The sequence below is a fragment of the Chitinophaga sp. 05T412 genome (genome assembly GCF_056396465.1).
Genome location: NZ_JBFTLN010000008.1, coordinates 266,354 through 282,276, shown reverse-complemented (window position 1 = coordinate 282,276; position 15,923 = coordinate 266,354). Strand labels below are relative to the sequence as shown.

The following is a 15,923-nucleotide window of genomic DNA, read 5'->3' as shown; positions in this document are numbered from 1 at the left end:
TTTATAGATATTATATTTTATACTTAACATAGCTTACGTTCAGGCAAAACGTTGCCCGTACTGCCGCTCAGCGCAGACAATCAGCTAACAACCAGATCTGTTACTTAAGAAATGCGGCTACGGATTTTGTGGCATATCCGGATTAGCATTTGCGATATACAATGGGATACGGAATGTTAGTCGTTCCGGACGCAGTGTATACGTGTTTTTCACGGCACCATTCATATCATACACCAGGTGCGTGGTCCCAACGGTAGATTTATACACCGGATCTACCGAAAGGCGGCGCATATCAAACCAGCGGTATCCCTGTATGGGAAACTCCCGGATTCTTTCATGGAGAATAAATGTGGTTAACGCTACCTTATCCGCTGCAATTGCCGTGGGTATAGTGGCTTCTCCGGCAGGCATCCGCATTCGCCGGAATGCTTCCATGTCGGCCACCGCACCGGCCAGGTCATTTCCGCGCGACTTACATTCTGCCCTCAGCAGGTAGATGTCGGGGATACTGATGCCAGCATTATTTGCGGCGCCACTTCCCCAGGTTCTGAGCATACCATTGGGATATACGTTTGCAAAATCTGCAAACGGATTCGCTGTCAAAAATGCACGACGATAATCACCGGGCAGGTAGAGACCCACCGTTTGAGGATTCAGCACAACACCGGAAAATACGTAGCTAAAATAGTTAAGGCTTTGCCTGAGAAAGAGTACTTCCCTGTCAATATTCAGGTTACCTCTGGCAGGCCCTGTAATCGGACTTATAGGCGTAAACGCACCTCCGGGAGCCAGCTCTTTCTGAAAATCGTATAGCCCAACGGGTAGGCTGGCACCGGCAAGGTCGTTGATAGCGGCATTCAATTGTGGCAGCCCTTTATCGTATTGCCCCATGAAAGCATATACCTTCCCCAGCAAACCTTCTGCAGCCGGCTTCGACATCCTGATACGGTTGGTCAGCGCCGTAGGCAGATAAGGTATGGCGCCTGTCAGATCATCCACCATGAGATCATAGATTTCTTTTACCGTTGCCCGGGTAAATTTTGTTTGAGATACATCAGCGGTCAATACTTTTGGTACGGCCAGGTCTGTAGCGGCAGTGGCTTCATTATAGGGCGCTCCATAAAAGTTAACCATCATAAAGTATCCCCAGGCACGGCAGGCACGCGCTTCTGCTTTCAGCGACTGTTTTTGCGCTTCACTGCCTCCGCTGGCGGTCATCACTTCATTGATGATTTTATTGTATTGATACATCACCCGCATGATCATGGTCCATTCCATAGAGGTGACATCCGGCAAATAAATATCATTTTCCCAGCGGAAAGATTTTTGATTCTCCAGTAATATTTCACCCGTAAAATAAGGTGCTATACCCGCCACCTCATCACCGGAGACCTGATAAGCGGGGGTAGAGACGGTAGTGAGCGCGTTCAGCAGTTGATCATAATCCGCTATTTTTTCTGCCACCAATACCCCTTTGGGATTGACTTCCAGGAAATCCTTCTTACAGGCACACATCAGCATCAATGCGACAAAAGGATAAATATATTTTCGATTCAGTAGCTCCATTTCATTAATTTTTAAAGTGTTAAATGAGCACCAAAAGTGATAGCTCCCTGGTTTACCGGCATAGCAGCCCGGGAACCGAACCTGGCATCCTGGAACTCCGGATCAATACCATCATGATTGGCTTTCCACAACATCAGATTAGATACCTGCAGCCGAAACGTCAATTGCTCTGCGTGGACCTTTTTTACCATAGCCACGGGCAGCGCATACGATAATGAGATATCGCGGATCTTGGCGTAGGAAGCATCTACTACATTATTGTTACCATATACGTAGTAGTCGGTATTGCGTCTGCTATAACTCTCCAGAGTACTTACAAAAGAAGGTATATCTGTATGCGCTTCATCTCCCGGCTGCTTCCAGCGGTTAGCAAAATCTGTATGCAAATTACCACTGGTGAAATTCTGCGCCTGAATAAAGCTGTAACCGGTATAAGTGCGGTTCACATCGCGGAACATTTTGTTACCGAGGTTGTAAATAATATTAATGTTCAGCGAAAACGATTTATAAACAAAGAGGTTAGATAGTCCCCCACTCCATGGTTGCTGATAAACACCCATGTATACTACATCTCCTGCTTTTACGCCAACAGGATCTTTCGTAATACTTTTATCGTTCAATCGCACCTGCGGGTCACCCAGGTGATCCAGGCCGGCAAAATTATAAGCCCAAAGCGCAAAGGCAGGATGTCCCTCCATATAATTGGCGCTGTTGATCATCTGCGCGCCGGTGGTATACGGGAACCGTTGCGCCAGTTTATCTATCTTGTTCCGGTTGTAAGACATTGTCAACATGGTAATCCACTTGAATTTCTTTGTCAGGATGTTACCGGTCGACAACGTCAGTTCAATGCCCTTATTGGTAATATCTCCGGCGTTACCAAATAGCGTGGTAAAACCGGTGAGTGGATTGACTGGTACGCTACCCAGCAGGTTGGAAGTTTTTTTCCGGTAGATATCAACAGACCCTGTGAGCCGCTCTCCAAGAAATGCGAAGTCTACACCGATATTGATAGTTTTAGTGCTTTCCCAGGTCAGATTGGGATTGGCTGGTGCGGAAACATACAGGGATTTTCCACTGGGTGCATTGGGGGCATTGATGGCGGTCAATACATCAAAAGAAGCAGCGCTGCCGGGTATAGGTGAAATACCGGTGATACCATAGGTAGCTCTCAGCGCCAGGTTATTCACACCTCTGACAGCATCAAAAAATGGTTCATTGCAGATATCCCACTTACCTCCTACACTCCAAACCGGTTTACTCTGTGCCGCTTTATTCTTGCCAAACAGGTTGCTCTGGTCTTTACGCCAGGACGCATTAAGGGAATATTTACGGTTGTAGGTATAGGCCGCGTTCAGGTACCAGGAAGTAAAACGGGACATGATTTCTGTTTGTGTAAAAATTGAATCCGCGTTTAAGAAAGATCCATTGGTAGACGACGGCATCACCGGGCTTGGTACCCCGGTAGAAGTTAATAGCTGATAGTTTACCAGTGAGTAGGTTTGTAATCGTTGATCGTAGCCGTATTGCTGATTACTATTGTAAATACTTTTTTGTTCCTGTGCTTCCTGTCCTGCCATGGCGGTTAGCTGATGCAGGCCTTTCATCCAGTTGTGATCATAGACGAGTTGATTTCTGACTACCCAGTTATCCTGAATTGAATTGATCAGGCGATATTGTCCGCCGGTGGCAGGCAGATTATATACCGGGATGTTACTGGACGTAGGTACTTCCGTAAAGTTTACCACCTGCACGCGTTGCGCGTAGTTGGTATTGTCATCGTACACGGTAGCCCGGGTGTTACCTTTTACATATCCATACATGCCTTCAAACCGCAGATCTTTGTGCAGGTTGATGGTCATACCCGTATTAATGCGGGTGAGTAATCCATTGCTTTTTGTTTCTCCGGTGGAGATGTTATCGATGGGATTATAATTCAGGTTGATTTTACTGCTGGCTTCCATCGCTGCTCTGGCTTCGTTACTGAGATAGCCCATATACGGCATATCGATACTTTTACCGGATGCATCTTTAAATAGCTGGTAAGGCAGAAAGCGGGCATCAGGGGAAACAGCACGATTAGCAGCGGTAACGGTGTTGGTGATATCTGCCAGTAAAAAAACTCTCCCGTATTTATTAAATTTAAAATCCTGTCTGGTATTTACTTTATATACGTTGTTGACATCACCGGGTGTATTATCTGTCGTACCGGTGTATGCCACTGATCCGTAAAAGGCATATTTACCAGAGCCGCCGGATACCGACAGTGTATGATTGGTGAGCCTTGCCGGACGATACCAGATATTTTTTATCTGACTCCTGTTATCGATATGCGACAAGCTATCCAGTTTGGCGTTGCCTTGTGAAGCGGTGAGCACGCCCCGGTACATATCGTATAGTATTTGCCGGTCGGGCGACAACCCGGTGGGGCTACCGTTTGCCGGATCATAGGTAGTGGCCGCGGCATATGGCCGGTTTACCGAATCAAAAGTTTCCTTTGCGGCCTGGATATATTGTTGACTATTCAGCACAGGAAAATAGCTGAAATCAGGCTTCCCCCGGAAACTGATAAATCCGTCGTAGTTCACACTAAGCCGCTCATTCACCTCACCTTTTTTTGTGGTGATCACAATCACGCCATTGGAAGCCCGGGCGCCCCAGATAGAAGCGGCGGTTGCATCTTTTAACACACTGATGGTTTCTACGTCCTGTGGGTTAATAGAAGATACATCGTTAACGGGCATCCCATCTACTACGTACAATGGATTTTTATCAGCATTGATAGTGCTCAGGCCCCGGATCTGAAAAGTGGTTCCGTCCGTGACTGCGTTCGGAGAATTATTAATCACCAATCCCGGTACCAGTCCTTCTATCCGTTGGAGGATATTCATGCTGGTACTACGGTCTTTTATCACCTGCATATCGGGATTAGAAAAAGAGCCGGCGCTTCGTTCTTTTGAGATTTGCTGATAGCCGGTGTTGACAGTCACCGCATCCAGTTGTGTAGGATCTGCTTCCAGCTGAATGATGGCGCCATCGGCGGTGTTGAGCAGTGTTTTTGAAGCAACTCTTTCTCCGGACACCACCAGCATTAATGCGCCTGCGGCGTTCACGGCTGCCGTCACCGGGCGAAATCCCAGGTAGGTGATATACAATAAATCATTTTCCTTTACGGCGATGGTGAACTTTCCGCTGGCATCAGTAACGGTGCCTTTGTTAGATCCCATCACCCTGACAGATACTCCTGGCAGGGGGCTACCATCGGTGCTTCGCACCATTCCTTTCACCGGAGGCACCGATATTAAAGGAGGTAGTATAGGTAGCGGGAGCGCGGTTTTCCGGCTGATAATGATAGAAGTGTTTTTAATAGTAAAGCCCAGCGACTGATCCTGAAACACTTCTTTCAGAAATGTTTCCAATGGTTGCTGGCTGGCAGTAATGGTAACGGGATGGGCATTTTTCAACACGTCTTCGTCGTATAAAGCAACAAAGCCGGTTTGTTTTTCCACTGCTTCCAATACTTTTTCCAACTTAATTTTGTTCCCCGTAAAAGTTACTTTCTGGGAGAAGCTCCTGGCAGAGATATGCAGGCAGCAGACAAGTATAATGATAGCGCTCAGTTTCATTACTCGCAGCATTTGGTTGATAAACCAGCGGTTTGTTAAAACAACACGCTCGTGGTTACAATAAGTACTTAATTGCATACATTTGCATCAGTTTATTGGTTGATAATAAGGCAGTCCTGTATTGAGCAATACAATTGTTTTTGGGATCAGCCAGTATTTTATACCGGAAGTGGTGCAAACACTTCCGGTTTTTTTCTGCTGTTATCCCTGTTTTCAAATCATCAGGGCATCGTTATTTTTTTAATGGTGAATAAATTATTTTTATTGGTGGTTTATTGTATCGTTAATACTTTTCCTTCGAGTTTGTAGTGTATATTAAATTGCGTAAGTACGTCGAGGACCTGTGACAATTGCAGATCCCTGCCTAATTTCCCATGGAACTTCTTTTCCGGAACGGGGCCCTGGTACACTATTTCCAGGTCGTACCACCGGGCCAGTTGCCGTAAGAAAGCAGCAGTCCCTTCTCCTTCCACATCGAACATGCCTTTTTTCCAGGCCATTACTTTTGCGATATCAGCTTGTTGTACCACTATATCTCTGCCTGATGCCGTGATGGCTTCTTCTCCTGGTTGCAGGATGTTCGCCTTCCTGCCCATCACTATCTTCACGCTTCCCTGCAACAGGGTGGTTTTGGTCACCGGTTCATCTGCGTAAGCATTGATATTAAAACTGGTACCCAATACCTGTATGGTGGTTTGTTTGTTGATGCTCACGTAAAATGGTTGTTGTGCATCGGCGGCTACTTCCAGGTATACTTCTCCCGTAATTTCCACTCTTCTTTCCCGGCCATTAAATGTGGTAGGATAGGTAATAGAAGAGGCTGCGTTTAACCAGGCCTTGGTACCATCGGGCAGTACAACATTGAACTGCCGTCCTTTGGGAGTAGACAGTACATTGGCTACTGGTGTCCCCGCGTATTGTCCACCAGGCGTGTAAGTGAGCGCGTTATTTTTCAACAACACCTTTGTACCGTTCTGGTTAGCCACTTCACCATTATGCATACTATCCAATACTACTGCTGATCCGTCGGAAAGCGTTAATACAGCGCCATTCCGGCCGGGTGCAATATCTTCCGGATGCCTAACCACCTGTTGCACGATGTCGGCCGGTTGCTTTTGTCCGCCGGGCAGCAGCGCATAAATACCGCCCACCAGCAAGAGGAGTACTACTGCCGCTGCCACCCACCGATAACGATATAACGGACGTATTTTAACAACTGCCACGTCTTCCTCCCGCAGATGCTGTAATCTTTCCTGTAGCACCAGCAGGTTTTTCTCGCGGCGGTTGATGTCTTCTTCTCCCACCAGGGACCGATCCGCTGCCTTTTCGGCCATCACGCGATCCAGTATATCGCTGTTGGTTTTATCCTCCAGCATATAAAGGAAAGCCGCCTCTTCTTCCGGCGTCAGTGAATCGGTCAGATAAGCATCAATCAGCTCAACAAATGGCTTGTTCATGAACATACTTTTATGGATCGGACGCATATGCTTGTATAGATAAGACGCAAAGCAGAAATGATACTCCCGAAAAAAAACAATATTATTTTTCAAAAAAACAGGAAAATGGCTACCAGTATAAATTCCATGATATAACCCTGTTGACTCAGGTATTCACGTATCTGGTTCAGCGCGAGTGTAATCAGGTTGGCGACTGTTTTTTTAGACAGCTGCATTTGTTCCGCAATCTGATCATGTGTTAATCCGTTGGTGCGGCTCAGGAGAAAAACTTCCCGTTGCTTTGCAGACAATGTATTCACTGCGCTTTGCAGGAGCGCAACGGTTTCTTTGCTGTGGAGTAATTCTTCCTGGGGGGAAGTTCCGGCAGCATCGATGTCAGGAGGAAGGTCGCGGATCAGCAACTGGCGCTTGCCCTGTCGCATCGTATTAATAATTTCATGACGCACCATCGTCATAAAGTAGGCACGGAAATCCTTCCATTCCCGAATGCTTTCTCTTTTCAGCCACAGCTTTACAAATACTTCCTGGAGGGTATCCTCAGCCAGGGAAGGAGATTTTAAAAACGACAACGCAAGCGAGTATACTTCATTCCAGTAATGCCTGTATAATTGCACATAGGCTTGCTCATCGCCGCCCGCAATAGCATTCAGGAATTCCTTCTCGTTGTATGAAGAAATATCCGACAAATAAAGTTGATTTAAAAAATTTGAGTGTTCTTATCCCCGATAGCGTTAGTTCACATTATTTAATGATCTCTTCGTTCTGTTCGCAATATAATAATATCAAGGAGATAAAATAAAATGTAGGAGCATTTAAAATACCTTGTTTTCTTTTTCCGGAGATGACTAGCTGCCCAATGCCTGCGTAAAATACGATCGTACCAAACCTTTGCTCCTGGCTTTTTTCATCTTCATAAAAAAATATACTTTTTTTCGGGAGTATCATTGATTATTTACGTCTTACACGCGGGAGTGTGCGGAACAATATTTTTTTGTCGCGTCTTAATTTCAGGAATGGAAGTAGGTGCCAATAAAAAAGGCAAACCGGAATGTACTCCGGTCTGCCTTCTCGTATTTTTATATAAAGCCGCATGATTAGCAGCTCATCCTATTAGTTGTTATCGCTTACCACATTCCATGCCCTCCTCCCATTCCATGTCCTCCTATCGGAGAAAATGCCGGAGAACCCATCGGTGAATAGAAAGGAGAATATCCGTTATAAGTACCTCTGCCTACGCCTACACTACCGGAAATAGAGAACGTTTTATCATTGCTGATATACATCACACCTATTCTGGCATCTGACCAGGCCGAAAAGTTGTTGGTCTGCATCCAGCTGGTAGCACCCTTGTTCATAGCAGGCTGGTAAAACATGCTATTGGAACGGAAAACCATCGGTGCAGCCGATACCGCCCCAAAGGCAAACAAATTATGGGTCAATTGACGATTCAGCTGCAGGGATAAAGGCACCGACAAGAAAGAACCTCCCCCGCCATTAAAGGCGACAAAGCCAGCCGAAACACCCGCATACTTTGTAACAAACCATTTTTTTTGAATATGATTGGTGTCACTAGCGGGACGCTTAAAGCCTGACTCCCAGCGGTTCATAGCCCCGAAAGACGAATCCGTTTGCGCATTTACCGCCAAACCGGACATTAAAACAGCAGCAAGAAAGATGATCCGTAACATATGGATAAAGATAAGCATCCTTTTTTTACTAAAATGCTAAGAGAATCATAATGTGAGGAATGGTCAACAGATCACCACTACAGGGATACCATTTACGTATTCCCTCCTCCCTCCCACCCAAAAATTTAGTACCTTAACAAATGACACCGGCCATGCCACCGTAAACCAGCACGTTATGAAGCGATTGTTCCTGATCTGTACCCTGCTGATCTATATGTCCACCTGTGCTGCAGGTGATACTGCGGCTTATTATACCCAACAACTGGATAACCGCAATGGCCTTTCCAACAGCGCCGTTAATTCCCTCTTCCTCGATTCAGATAAACTCCTCTGGGCAGCTACCTGGGACGGACTGAATATGTACGATGGCACCGCCTTTCATGTGTTTAACTATAGCAAAGACAATCCCCTGCACAGCATTGGCAACAACGTAGTACTACAGGTATTAGAAGATGGCCGGCGACACATCTGGCTCAGTACCATCGAAGGCGTATCCAGATATGATAAGCGAAGCGGAAAGTTCTATAATTACTTCTACAGCCGGCAACAACGTAGTCGTATCAGTGAGCAGGAATACCGGCTGATGACGGATAGCGCCGGACAACTATATTGCCTGAGCCTGCGCGAAGGACTCACGCGTTACAACGCCGCCGCCGACTCCTTCGCCGTATGCCCGCTTCCGCCCGGCAATAGCCGCATCAGCAAAGCGGTGTTCGACGGCGCTAACCACCTGTGGGTACTCCGCGGCGATGGCACTTTGGAAATATATGCCGACTGGCAGGCACAATGGCCGCTGTTACAACGGTATACCAATGTGCAGGCCTTGTTTGCCGTGAATGGCAGCATATTTTTCACCACTACGGCGCATGAGCTGATGGCTGTATCACCAGGCACACACCAGGCGCAACTGCAGGCGCTGCTGCCGCATGCCGTCAACGCCATGACCATCTACAACCAGCATTATCTGTTGGCCTGGACTACACAAGGCTTTGGAGAATACGATGCACAATTCCGGCCCTCGCATCTTTTTCCGGAAGCCACACAACAGCTGCAGGATATGAAAATCATTTCCTGGGCTACCGGCAATGAGCAGGTGTTGTGGTGCGGAACTGATGGCAATGGCATCATTAAAATATACCCGCAGACAAAATATTTTGGCGCCGTAAACCGGAGTACCGGCGGCGCCGCTTTTAATAAGCCCATACGAGCTTTCTGCGCCAATGGCAACGATCTTTGGATCGGCACCAAAGGCAATGGTATTATTGCGTTGTCCGATTTTACACGGCAACCCGCTACTATACATCAGCAGCTGTTTTCGGCAGAACTGGACGATAATTCCGTTTTTGCCCTTTGCCGCGGAATGGACAGCCTGATCTTTATTGGCACAGATGGTAAAGGTCTTGCTATCTACGATCAGCTGCATAAACGCTTCGTTCGCTGGCAGGCGGTAAATGGTAGTGATAAACTGCCGGTATTCGGCTCCGTATATGCCATCCTAACGGACGCCGACAGCTCCCTGTGGCTGGGCACCAGCGGATATGGCCTCATACATCTCCGGATACAACGACAGGGAGCAGCCCTCGCCGTAACTACCTTCCGGCAATATACTTTCAATGGCAGCGATAGCGGTCCTGCCAACGACATCATTTATTCACTGGCGCCTGGTCCTGCAAACTCGCTGTGGATCGGCTGTCGCTACGGTGGATTGAATCTCTTCCACAAAAGCCGGCAGCAATTTCAGTTGTTTCAGGCTTTTAGTTATGATGGCGCGCTATCGCACAATGATGTGCTGGCGCTCTATCGTGATACGAAGCAACGCTTATGGATAGGCACCAGCTACGGGCTGAACTGCCTCACAGAAGCAGATATCAGCCAGGCAAGGCCGGTATTTACCAAATACAACACCGGCAATGGCCTTCCCAATAATACCATTCATGCTATCACGCAGGATAACGACGGCCTCATTTGGGTGAGCACCAACAAAGGATTGGCGCGCATCAATCCCGGCACCAGAGAAATATCACATTTCCAGGAAGCCGATGGCTTACAAAGCAATGAATTCAGCGATGGGGCCGTATGGAAAGATCCCACTGGCCGCCTGTATTTTGGAGGCATTTATGGCTTCAATTATTTCATGGCTGCCAACATACAGGAACGCCGCCTGTATCCAAACCTGCTGGTATCCGGGCTGCAACTGGCCGGCAAAACAAATGAACACGGCATGGAGGTGCTTCAACCAGGGCAATATAACGATGCCGCCTATACGCTGGCGAGGCGCGACAACTTCTTCGAACTACAGGCAAAAGCAGTGAGCTTTCTCCATGCGGAAAAATGCGAGTATGCGTGGCTGTTAGAAGGCTACGATAAAACCTGGCAATACATGGGTGGTAACGGTAGAATCGCGTATAGTAACGTTCCCCCGGGCAAGTATACACTAAAAGTAAAATGGAGCAACGGAGAAGGCGTATGGACGCCTCCCAGCGTTCTGCTCACGCTTACCATACAACAATACTTCTGGCTCACCTGGCCGGCATTTTTATTATACCTGCTGCTGGTAGCCGGCGCCGGCACTGCGTTCTGGCTATACCGGAAAAATAAGCTGGAAATGAAACACCAGCTGGAGATGGAACACCTCCTGCGCAAAAAAGAAGAAGAAGTACACGAAGAACAGCTTCGCTTTTTCACCAACATTGCCCACGAACTGCAAACACCGCTCACGCTGATTGTAGGTGCCGCTGAGCGCAGCCGCGAGCAACCCGGTGATGCTTATCATCAGGCCCTGGTACACCAGCATGCCTCGCGGCTAACTTATCTCGTGCAACAATTACTCGAGTTCCGTAAGGCGGAATCCGGCTTTCTGAAAAACGACTACTCCCCGTTGAATATATCTGCATTGCTGGAAAATATTGCTGCTTTATTCAAGCCCATGTGCCAGCAAAAGGCCTTACGCTTCGAAACGAATATTACGCCTGCCATGATAGCCCCCATGGATAAAGACAAACTGGAAAAAATCCTGTTTAACCTCCTGAGCAATGCCTGTAAATACACCGGCCGCAATGAAACCATTGTGTTCCGTGCAGCACCCAACCAGCACTGTCTAAACATCTATGTATATAATTCCGGCAGTCATATTCCCGAGGCACAACTGGAAAACCTGTTCACCCGTTTTTTCAGCACAGCCACGGCTACACATGGCAAGTTTGGTACCGGCATCGGACTGGCGTTCACCCTGCAAATGGTGCATCTGCTGCATGGCAGCATCCGGGTGGCGAATGAAAATAATGGGGTGGCATTTTATGTAGCGCTACCGCTATCGCCGGCGGGCACTGGTTACCCTGCACAAGAGGCCGCTCCCGCCAATCCGGTTCCGTCATACTTGTTGCAATCTATTACGGCGCAGTTGTCGCCCCAAATGCCGCCCGTAATAGATCCCAATAAGTTGTCCCGTATTCAGAGTGTACAGGAAGCGGGTAAAAAAAGTATTTTGGTAGTGGAAGATGAATACGCCATCCGGCAACTATTAAAAGAGCTGCTGGCCGATCATTATATTATTTATGAAGCCGGTAATGGCCACGAAGCGTTGGAACTGATCCGGCAAACCCTCCCCGACCTCATCATCAGTGATATCATGATGCCCGATATGAACGGCCTGGAGCTGTGCGACAAAATAAAAAATGCCCCCAGCACCTGTCATATTCCTTTTATTATCTTGTCGGCCCGCGGTACCATCGACCAGCAAACAGAAGGGTATGAAGCCGGCGCAGATGCCTATCTTCCTAAACCCTTTCATGCTACCCACTTACAGGTAAGAGTACGCAAACTGATGGAATACCGCCAACGCCTGCACGAAATTTTCAAGAGAGATCATCCGCTGGGACAACTCGAAGAAACCGATATGCCGGATGCCGACAAACAATTCCTGCAGGAACTGGTACACGCCATCGAAGAACGGATCGATGAAGAAGGACTCAACGCGGAGGCATTAGAAAAGCACCTGCTCCTCAGCAAAATGCAGTTATACCGGAAACTGAAAACACTCACCAATATGACGCCGGCAGAATTTATCCGTTATATCCGGTTAAAACAAGCCGCTCAACTGCTGATAAAAACCCAGCTCAGCGTAGCTGAAATTTTCTATAAAACAGGTTTTAATAACCAGTCTTATTTCTTCCGGGAGTTTAAAAAGATGTATCACTGCTCGCCCAATGAATACCGCGAACAACAAACCATGGTGTAGTGTAAGCACAAGATAAACACAAATCCAACCTATTGATTATCAATTACAAAATCTGGCAACTGTACAGTTCTTTGCAACTATAGTACAGTCGTTTCGGGCTCCTTACACCTACCTTTAGCTCATCCAAATCAATCAAAAGCAATCATTCAACGTATGAAAAAACAGGGGACGCAGGGCCTGTAAATTCCATTCAAATCCAACGTTAAAAACATTTTTAAAACCGGTTCCTCCAGAAGACGGAGCCATTAAATTCTTACGAATGAAAAACTGGACACAACTAATGTCAGCTGTGATACTGCTGCTACTTAGCGGGGCCACCTATGCCMAGGTGAAAGTAAGCGGTCATATCAGCGATGAACAAGGTGGCGCCCTCCCCGGCGTTACCGTGATACAGACCAACACTAAAAATGGTACTGTTTCGGGAGTGGACGGCAACTACAGTATTACCATCAGCGGCGGCGGCGCTGTTACGCTGCAGTTCTCTTTTATGGGATTCTTAACCAAAACAGTTGCTTATGCCGGCAGCGGCGCCCTGAACGTGATCCTCCAAAAAGATGAAGTAGCGCTGAAAGATGTGGTAGTCATCGGTTATGGTACGCAGCGGAGAAGCCAGGTCACCGGCGCCATCTCCTCCATAGACGGAAAAAATCTGGCTAAAACACAAGCCGTAGATCTCAGCACCGCCTTACAGGGACAAGCGGCCGGCGTTTCTGTTACCTCACCCACCGGTGCACCCGGTACAGAAGCAGTAGTACGCATCAGAGGCATCGGCTCCCTCAGCCAGAGCAGCAACCCGCTTTATATTATTGATGGTGTGCCCATGAACAGTGGACTCAATACCATTTCACCCAACGACATTGCCTCCATTGAAGTACTCAAAGATGCTGCTGCAGCAGCTATCTACGGTTCTCGTGCAGCCAATGGCGTTATCCTTGTGACCACCAAAACTGGTCAGGCTGGCAAAAATGAAATCAACCTGGACATTGCCTATGGCCTTGCCAAAGCCAGCGGATTACCAACTATGCTAAGTACCAGCCAGTTTATAGAACTGCAGAACGAAGCATTTGCCAGCGATGGTTCCAGTACCCGCAACCAGGATGATCCTTCCAAATTGCCTAATACGAACTGGCTGAACGCCATCTTCCGTCAGGCGCTCACCCAGCGCTATAACCTGGCGTTCTCCGGCGGCTCCGATAAAACCCGCTACTACCTGGCTGGGAATGTGGTCAATCAGGACGGTACCATCGTCAACTCTAATTTCAAACGATACGGCCTTCGCTCTAATGTGAGCAGTGAAGTGAAAAGCTGGCTGCGCGTGGGAGAAAATTTCAACCTCACGTACGACCGCACCCAGGAAATAGGTGCTTCCGGCGACGGCGCCCGCCCAGGCAGTCTGCCAGGTGTAGTACGCTATGCTTTAATCAGACCTAATGCCATCCCGCTCTACGATGATAAAACCGGTTTCTATAGCGACTTACCGCCGGCAGGTCTCTATAAAAATGCTTTATTATATGGAGATGGAAAAAATCCACTGGCCATCGCCGACTACCGTACCCGCACCGCCAGCAGATACCGCCTGCTGGGAAATGTATTTGCCGAAGCACACTTCCTGAAAGATTTTAAACTGCGTACCGATCTCGGCACCGATTTCTATATCGCAGAGCAACAGCAATACAGCGGACAAATACCCGGAGACCGCACGCTGATGCAGGATAAAGACAAAGGACTGGATAAATACCGCCACCGCTACACCACCTATAACTGGACCAACGTACTCAGTTATAATCACCTCTTCAACGAAAAGCACAATGTAGGCGTGACGCTGGGTTCTGAATATATTTCGTCTAAGGTAGATTATCTCTCCGCCTCCCGCAACGGCTACGATAACCGCGCGGATGGCTCTCCCAGCCTGCAATATCTCGATTACGGCTCCGGTCAGCAGTTTAATGGTGGCAACCTGGAAGAGTGGGGATTGATGTCTTATTTTGGTCGCGTAACCTATGCATATGACAACAAATACATGCTCAACGCCAACATGCGTGCGGATGCGTCTTCCCGCTTTGGTGCAGATCACCGTTGGGGTTACTTTCCCTCTTTCTCTGCCGGTTGGAACATTGCCCATGAAAATTTCATGAAAGATGTGACCTGGCTCAATGACCTCAAAATCCGCGGTGGATGGGGACAACTGGGCAACCAGGATATTGGCCTCTATCCGTTTGCCACCGTCTACTCTACTACCAATAACATCTTACAGGTAATCAGCCGGGGTAATCCTGATGTGAAGTGGGAAACTACTACCCAGTCCAACATCGGTATTGATGCGGGTTTCCTCAAAGGCGCCCTCACGCTCAGTGTGGATTACTTCAATAAACAATCTTCCGGCATCCTCATACAACTGCCGTCTTCCTATACCAACGGCGACGCAGCGCCACCGTATGTGAATGGCGCCAAAATGAGTAATAAAGGACTGGAAATTACCGCTGCCTATAAACAATCCGTGCAGAAAGATCTCTCTTTTAATATAGCCGCCAACGTTACCACCCTGCGCAACAAGGTCGTGTCGTTATATAAGGGCCGGGAGCAAATCTTCTCTGCCGGATCAGGCCGCGTCATCCTGCGGGAAGGCCAGCCTATCAGCTCTTTCTACGGCTACAAAACAAATGGCATCTTCCAGAATACACAGGAAGTAGCCAACTATAAAAACAGCAAAGGCGAAGTATATCAGCCCAATGCCCAACCCGGCGACATCCGTTTTGTAGACTACAACAACGATGGAAAAATAGATGATGCAGACCGCACCATTATCGGTAATCCGAATCCAAAACTGCTTTACAGCCTGACAGCAGGCGTCACCTGGAAACAATTTGACCTCACCTTGTTTTTCAATGGTGTACAGGGCAACCAGATTTATAACGAAGTAGATAATATCATCAACAGCTTCGATGGAAGAGGCTTTAATAACAAAGAAGATTTCTACAAAGAACGCTGGCACGGCGAAGGCACGAGCAATAAAACGCCCAGGGCCACCTTCCTTGACCCGAACAACAACCGCCGCACGTCTGACCGCTATGTGGAAAACGGCAGCTATTTGCGCCTTAAAAACACCATGTTGGGGTATACGTTGTCGCCAGCACTCCTGAAACGTATCGGCTTTAGCAATGCCCGCATTTATGTAAGTGCACAAAACCTGTTTACCATCACCAAATATGGCGGCATGGACCCGGAATTGTACACGAATGAAAACCTCGCCAACTATGCAGATATGGCCGTGGGTATTGACATGGGTACGTACCCGCCTTCCCGCACCTATACTTTTGGTTTACAGTTTGGATTTTAAAATCAACACACC

At 47.8% G+C, this 15,923-nt stretch carries 7 protein-coding genes; 2 read left to right on the top strand and 5 right to left on the bottom strand.

The annotated features are described in order from the left end of the window. Positions 1–117: 117 nt before the first annotated feature. The 5 genes from AC1DFM_RS19190 to AC1DFM_RS19170 all read right to left on the bottom strand — a co-directional run bounded on the left by AC1DFM_RS19190 (position 118) and on the right by AC1DFM_RS19170 (position 8,337). Positions 118–1,566, bottom strand: coding sequence for a RagB/SusD family nutrient uptake outer membrane protein (locus tag AC1DFM_RS19190; protein ID WP_477078363.1), 1,449 nt, complete (start codon positions 1,564–1,566; stop codon positions 118–120). An 11-nt stretch (positions 1,567–1,577) separates the two neighbouring features. Further along, positions 1,578–5,192 carry a SusC/RagA family TonB-linked outer membrane protein gene (locus AC1DFM_RS19185; protein ID WP_477078362.1) on the bottom strand — a complete coding sequence of 1,205 codons (3,615 nt, stop codon included), beginning with the start codon at positions 5,190–5,192 and terminating at the stop codon, positions 1,578–1,580. 272 nt (positions 5,193–5,464) lie between these two features. Continuing rightward, complete coding sequence (locus tag AC1DFM_RS19180; RefSeq protein ID WP_477078361.1) at positions 5,465–6,649, bottom strand: FecR family protein; 1,185 nt, start codon at positions 6,647–6,649, stop codon at positions 5,465–5,467. Positions 6,650–6,738: 89 nt separating this feature from the next. Further along, entirely contained in the window at positions 6,739–7,335 is a 597-nt protein-coding gene (locus AC1DFM_RS19175) for an RNA polymerase sigma factor (protein WP_477078360.1), read from the bottom strand. 438 nt (positions 7,336–7,773) lie between these two features. Next, positions 7,774–8,337: a hypothetical protein gene (locus AC1DFM_RS19170; protein WP_477078359.1), complete on the bottom strand. Its 564-nt coding sequence runs from the start codon at positions 8,335–8,337 to the stop codon at positions 7,774–7,776. A gap of 175 nt (positions 8,338–8,512) precedes the next feature. Between AC1DFM_RS19170 and AC1DFM_RS19165 the strand changes: the two genes are divergently transcribed. Together AC1DFM_RS19165 and AC1DFM_RS19160 are read left to right on the top strand one after the other, a co-directional pair. Continuing rightward, on the top strand, positions 8,513–12,574 hold the full coding sequence (locus AC1DFM_RS19165; RefSeq protein WP_477078358.1) for a hybrid sensor histidine kinase/response regulator: 4,062 nt from the start codon (positions 8,513–8,515) through the stop codon (positions 12,572–12,574). Between the two features lie 259 nt (positions 12,575–12,833). Further along, the gene (locus tag AC1DFM_RS19160; protein WP_477078357.1) at positions 12,834–15,911 is read left to right on the top strand and encodes a SusC/RagA family TonB-linked outer membrane protein; all 3,078 of its coding nucleotides are present in this window, start codon (positions 12,834–12,836) and stop codon (positions 15,909–15,911) included. Positions 15,912–15,923: the final 12 nt, after the last annotated feature.

Bases quoted from the DNA above. Each gene is read 5' to 3' on its own strand.
- AC1DFM_RS19180 (WP_477078361.1), bottom strand. From the start codon at position 6,649: ATGAACAAGCCATTTGTTGAGCTGATTGATGCTTATCTGACCGATTCA.
- AC1DFM_RS19185 (WP_477078362.1), bottom strand. From the start codon at position 5,192: ATGAAACTGAGCGCTATCATTATACTTGTCTGCTGCCTGCATATCTCT.
- AC1DFM_RS19190 (WP_477078363.1), bottom strand. From the start codon at position 1,566: ATGGAGCTACTGAATCGAAAATATATTTATCCTTTTGTCGCATTGATG.
- AC1DFM_RS19165 (WP_477078358.1), top strand. From the start codon at position 8,513: ATGAAGCGATTGTTCCTGATCTGTACCCTGCTGATCTATATGTCCACC.
- AC1DFM_RS19170 (WP_477078359.1), bottom strand. From the start codon at position 8,337: ATGTTACGGATCATCTTTCTTGCTGCTGTTTTAATGTCCGGTTTGGCG.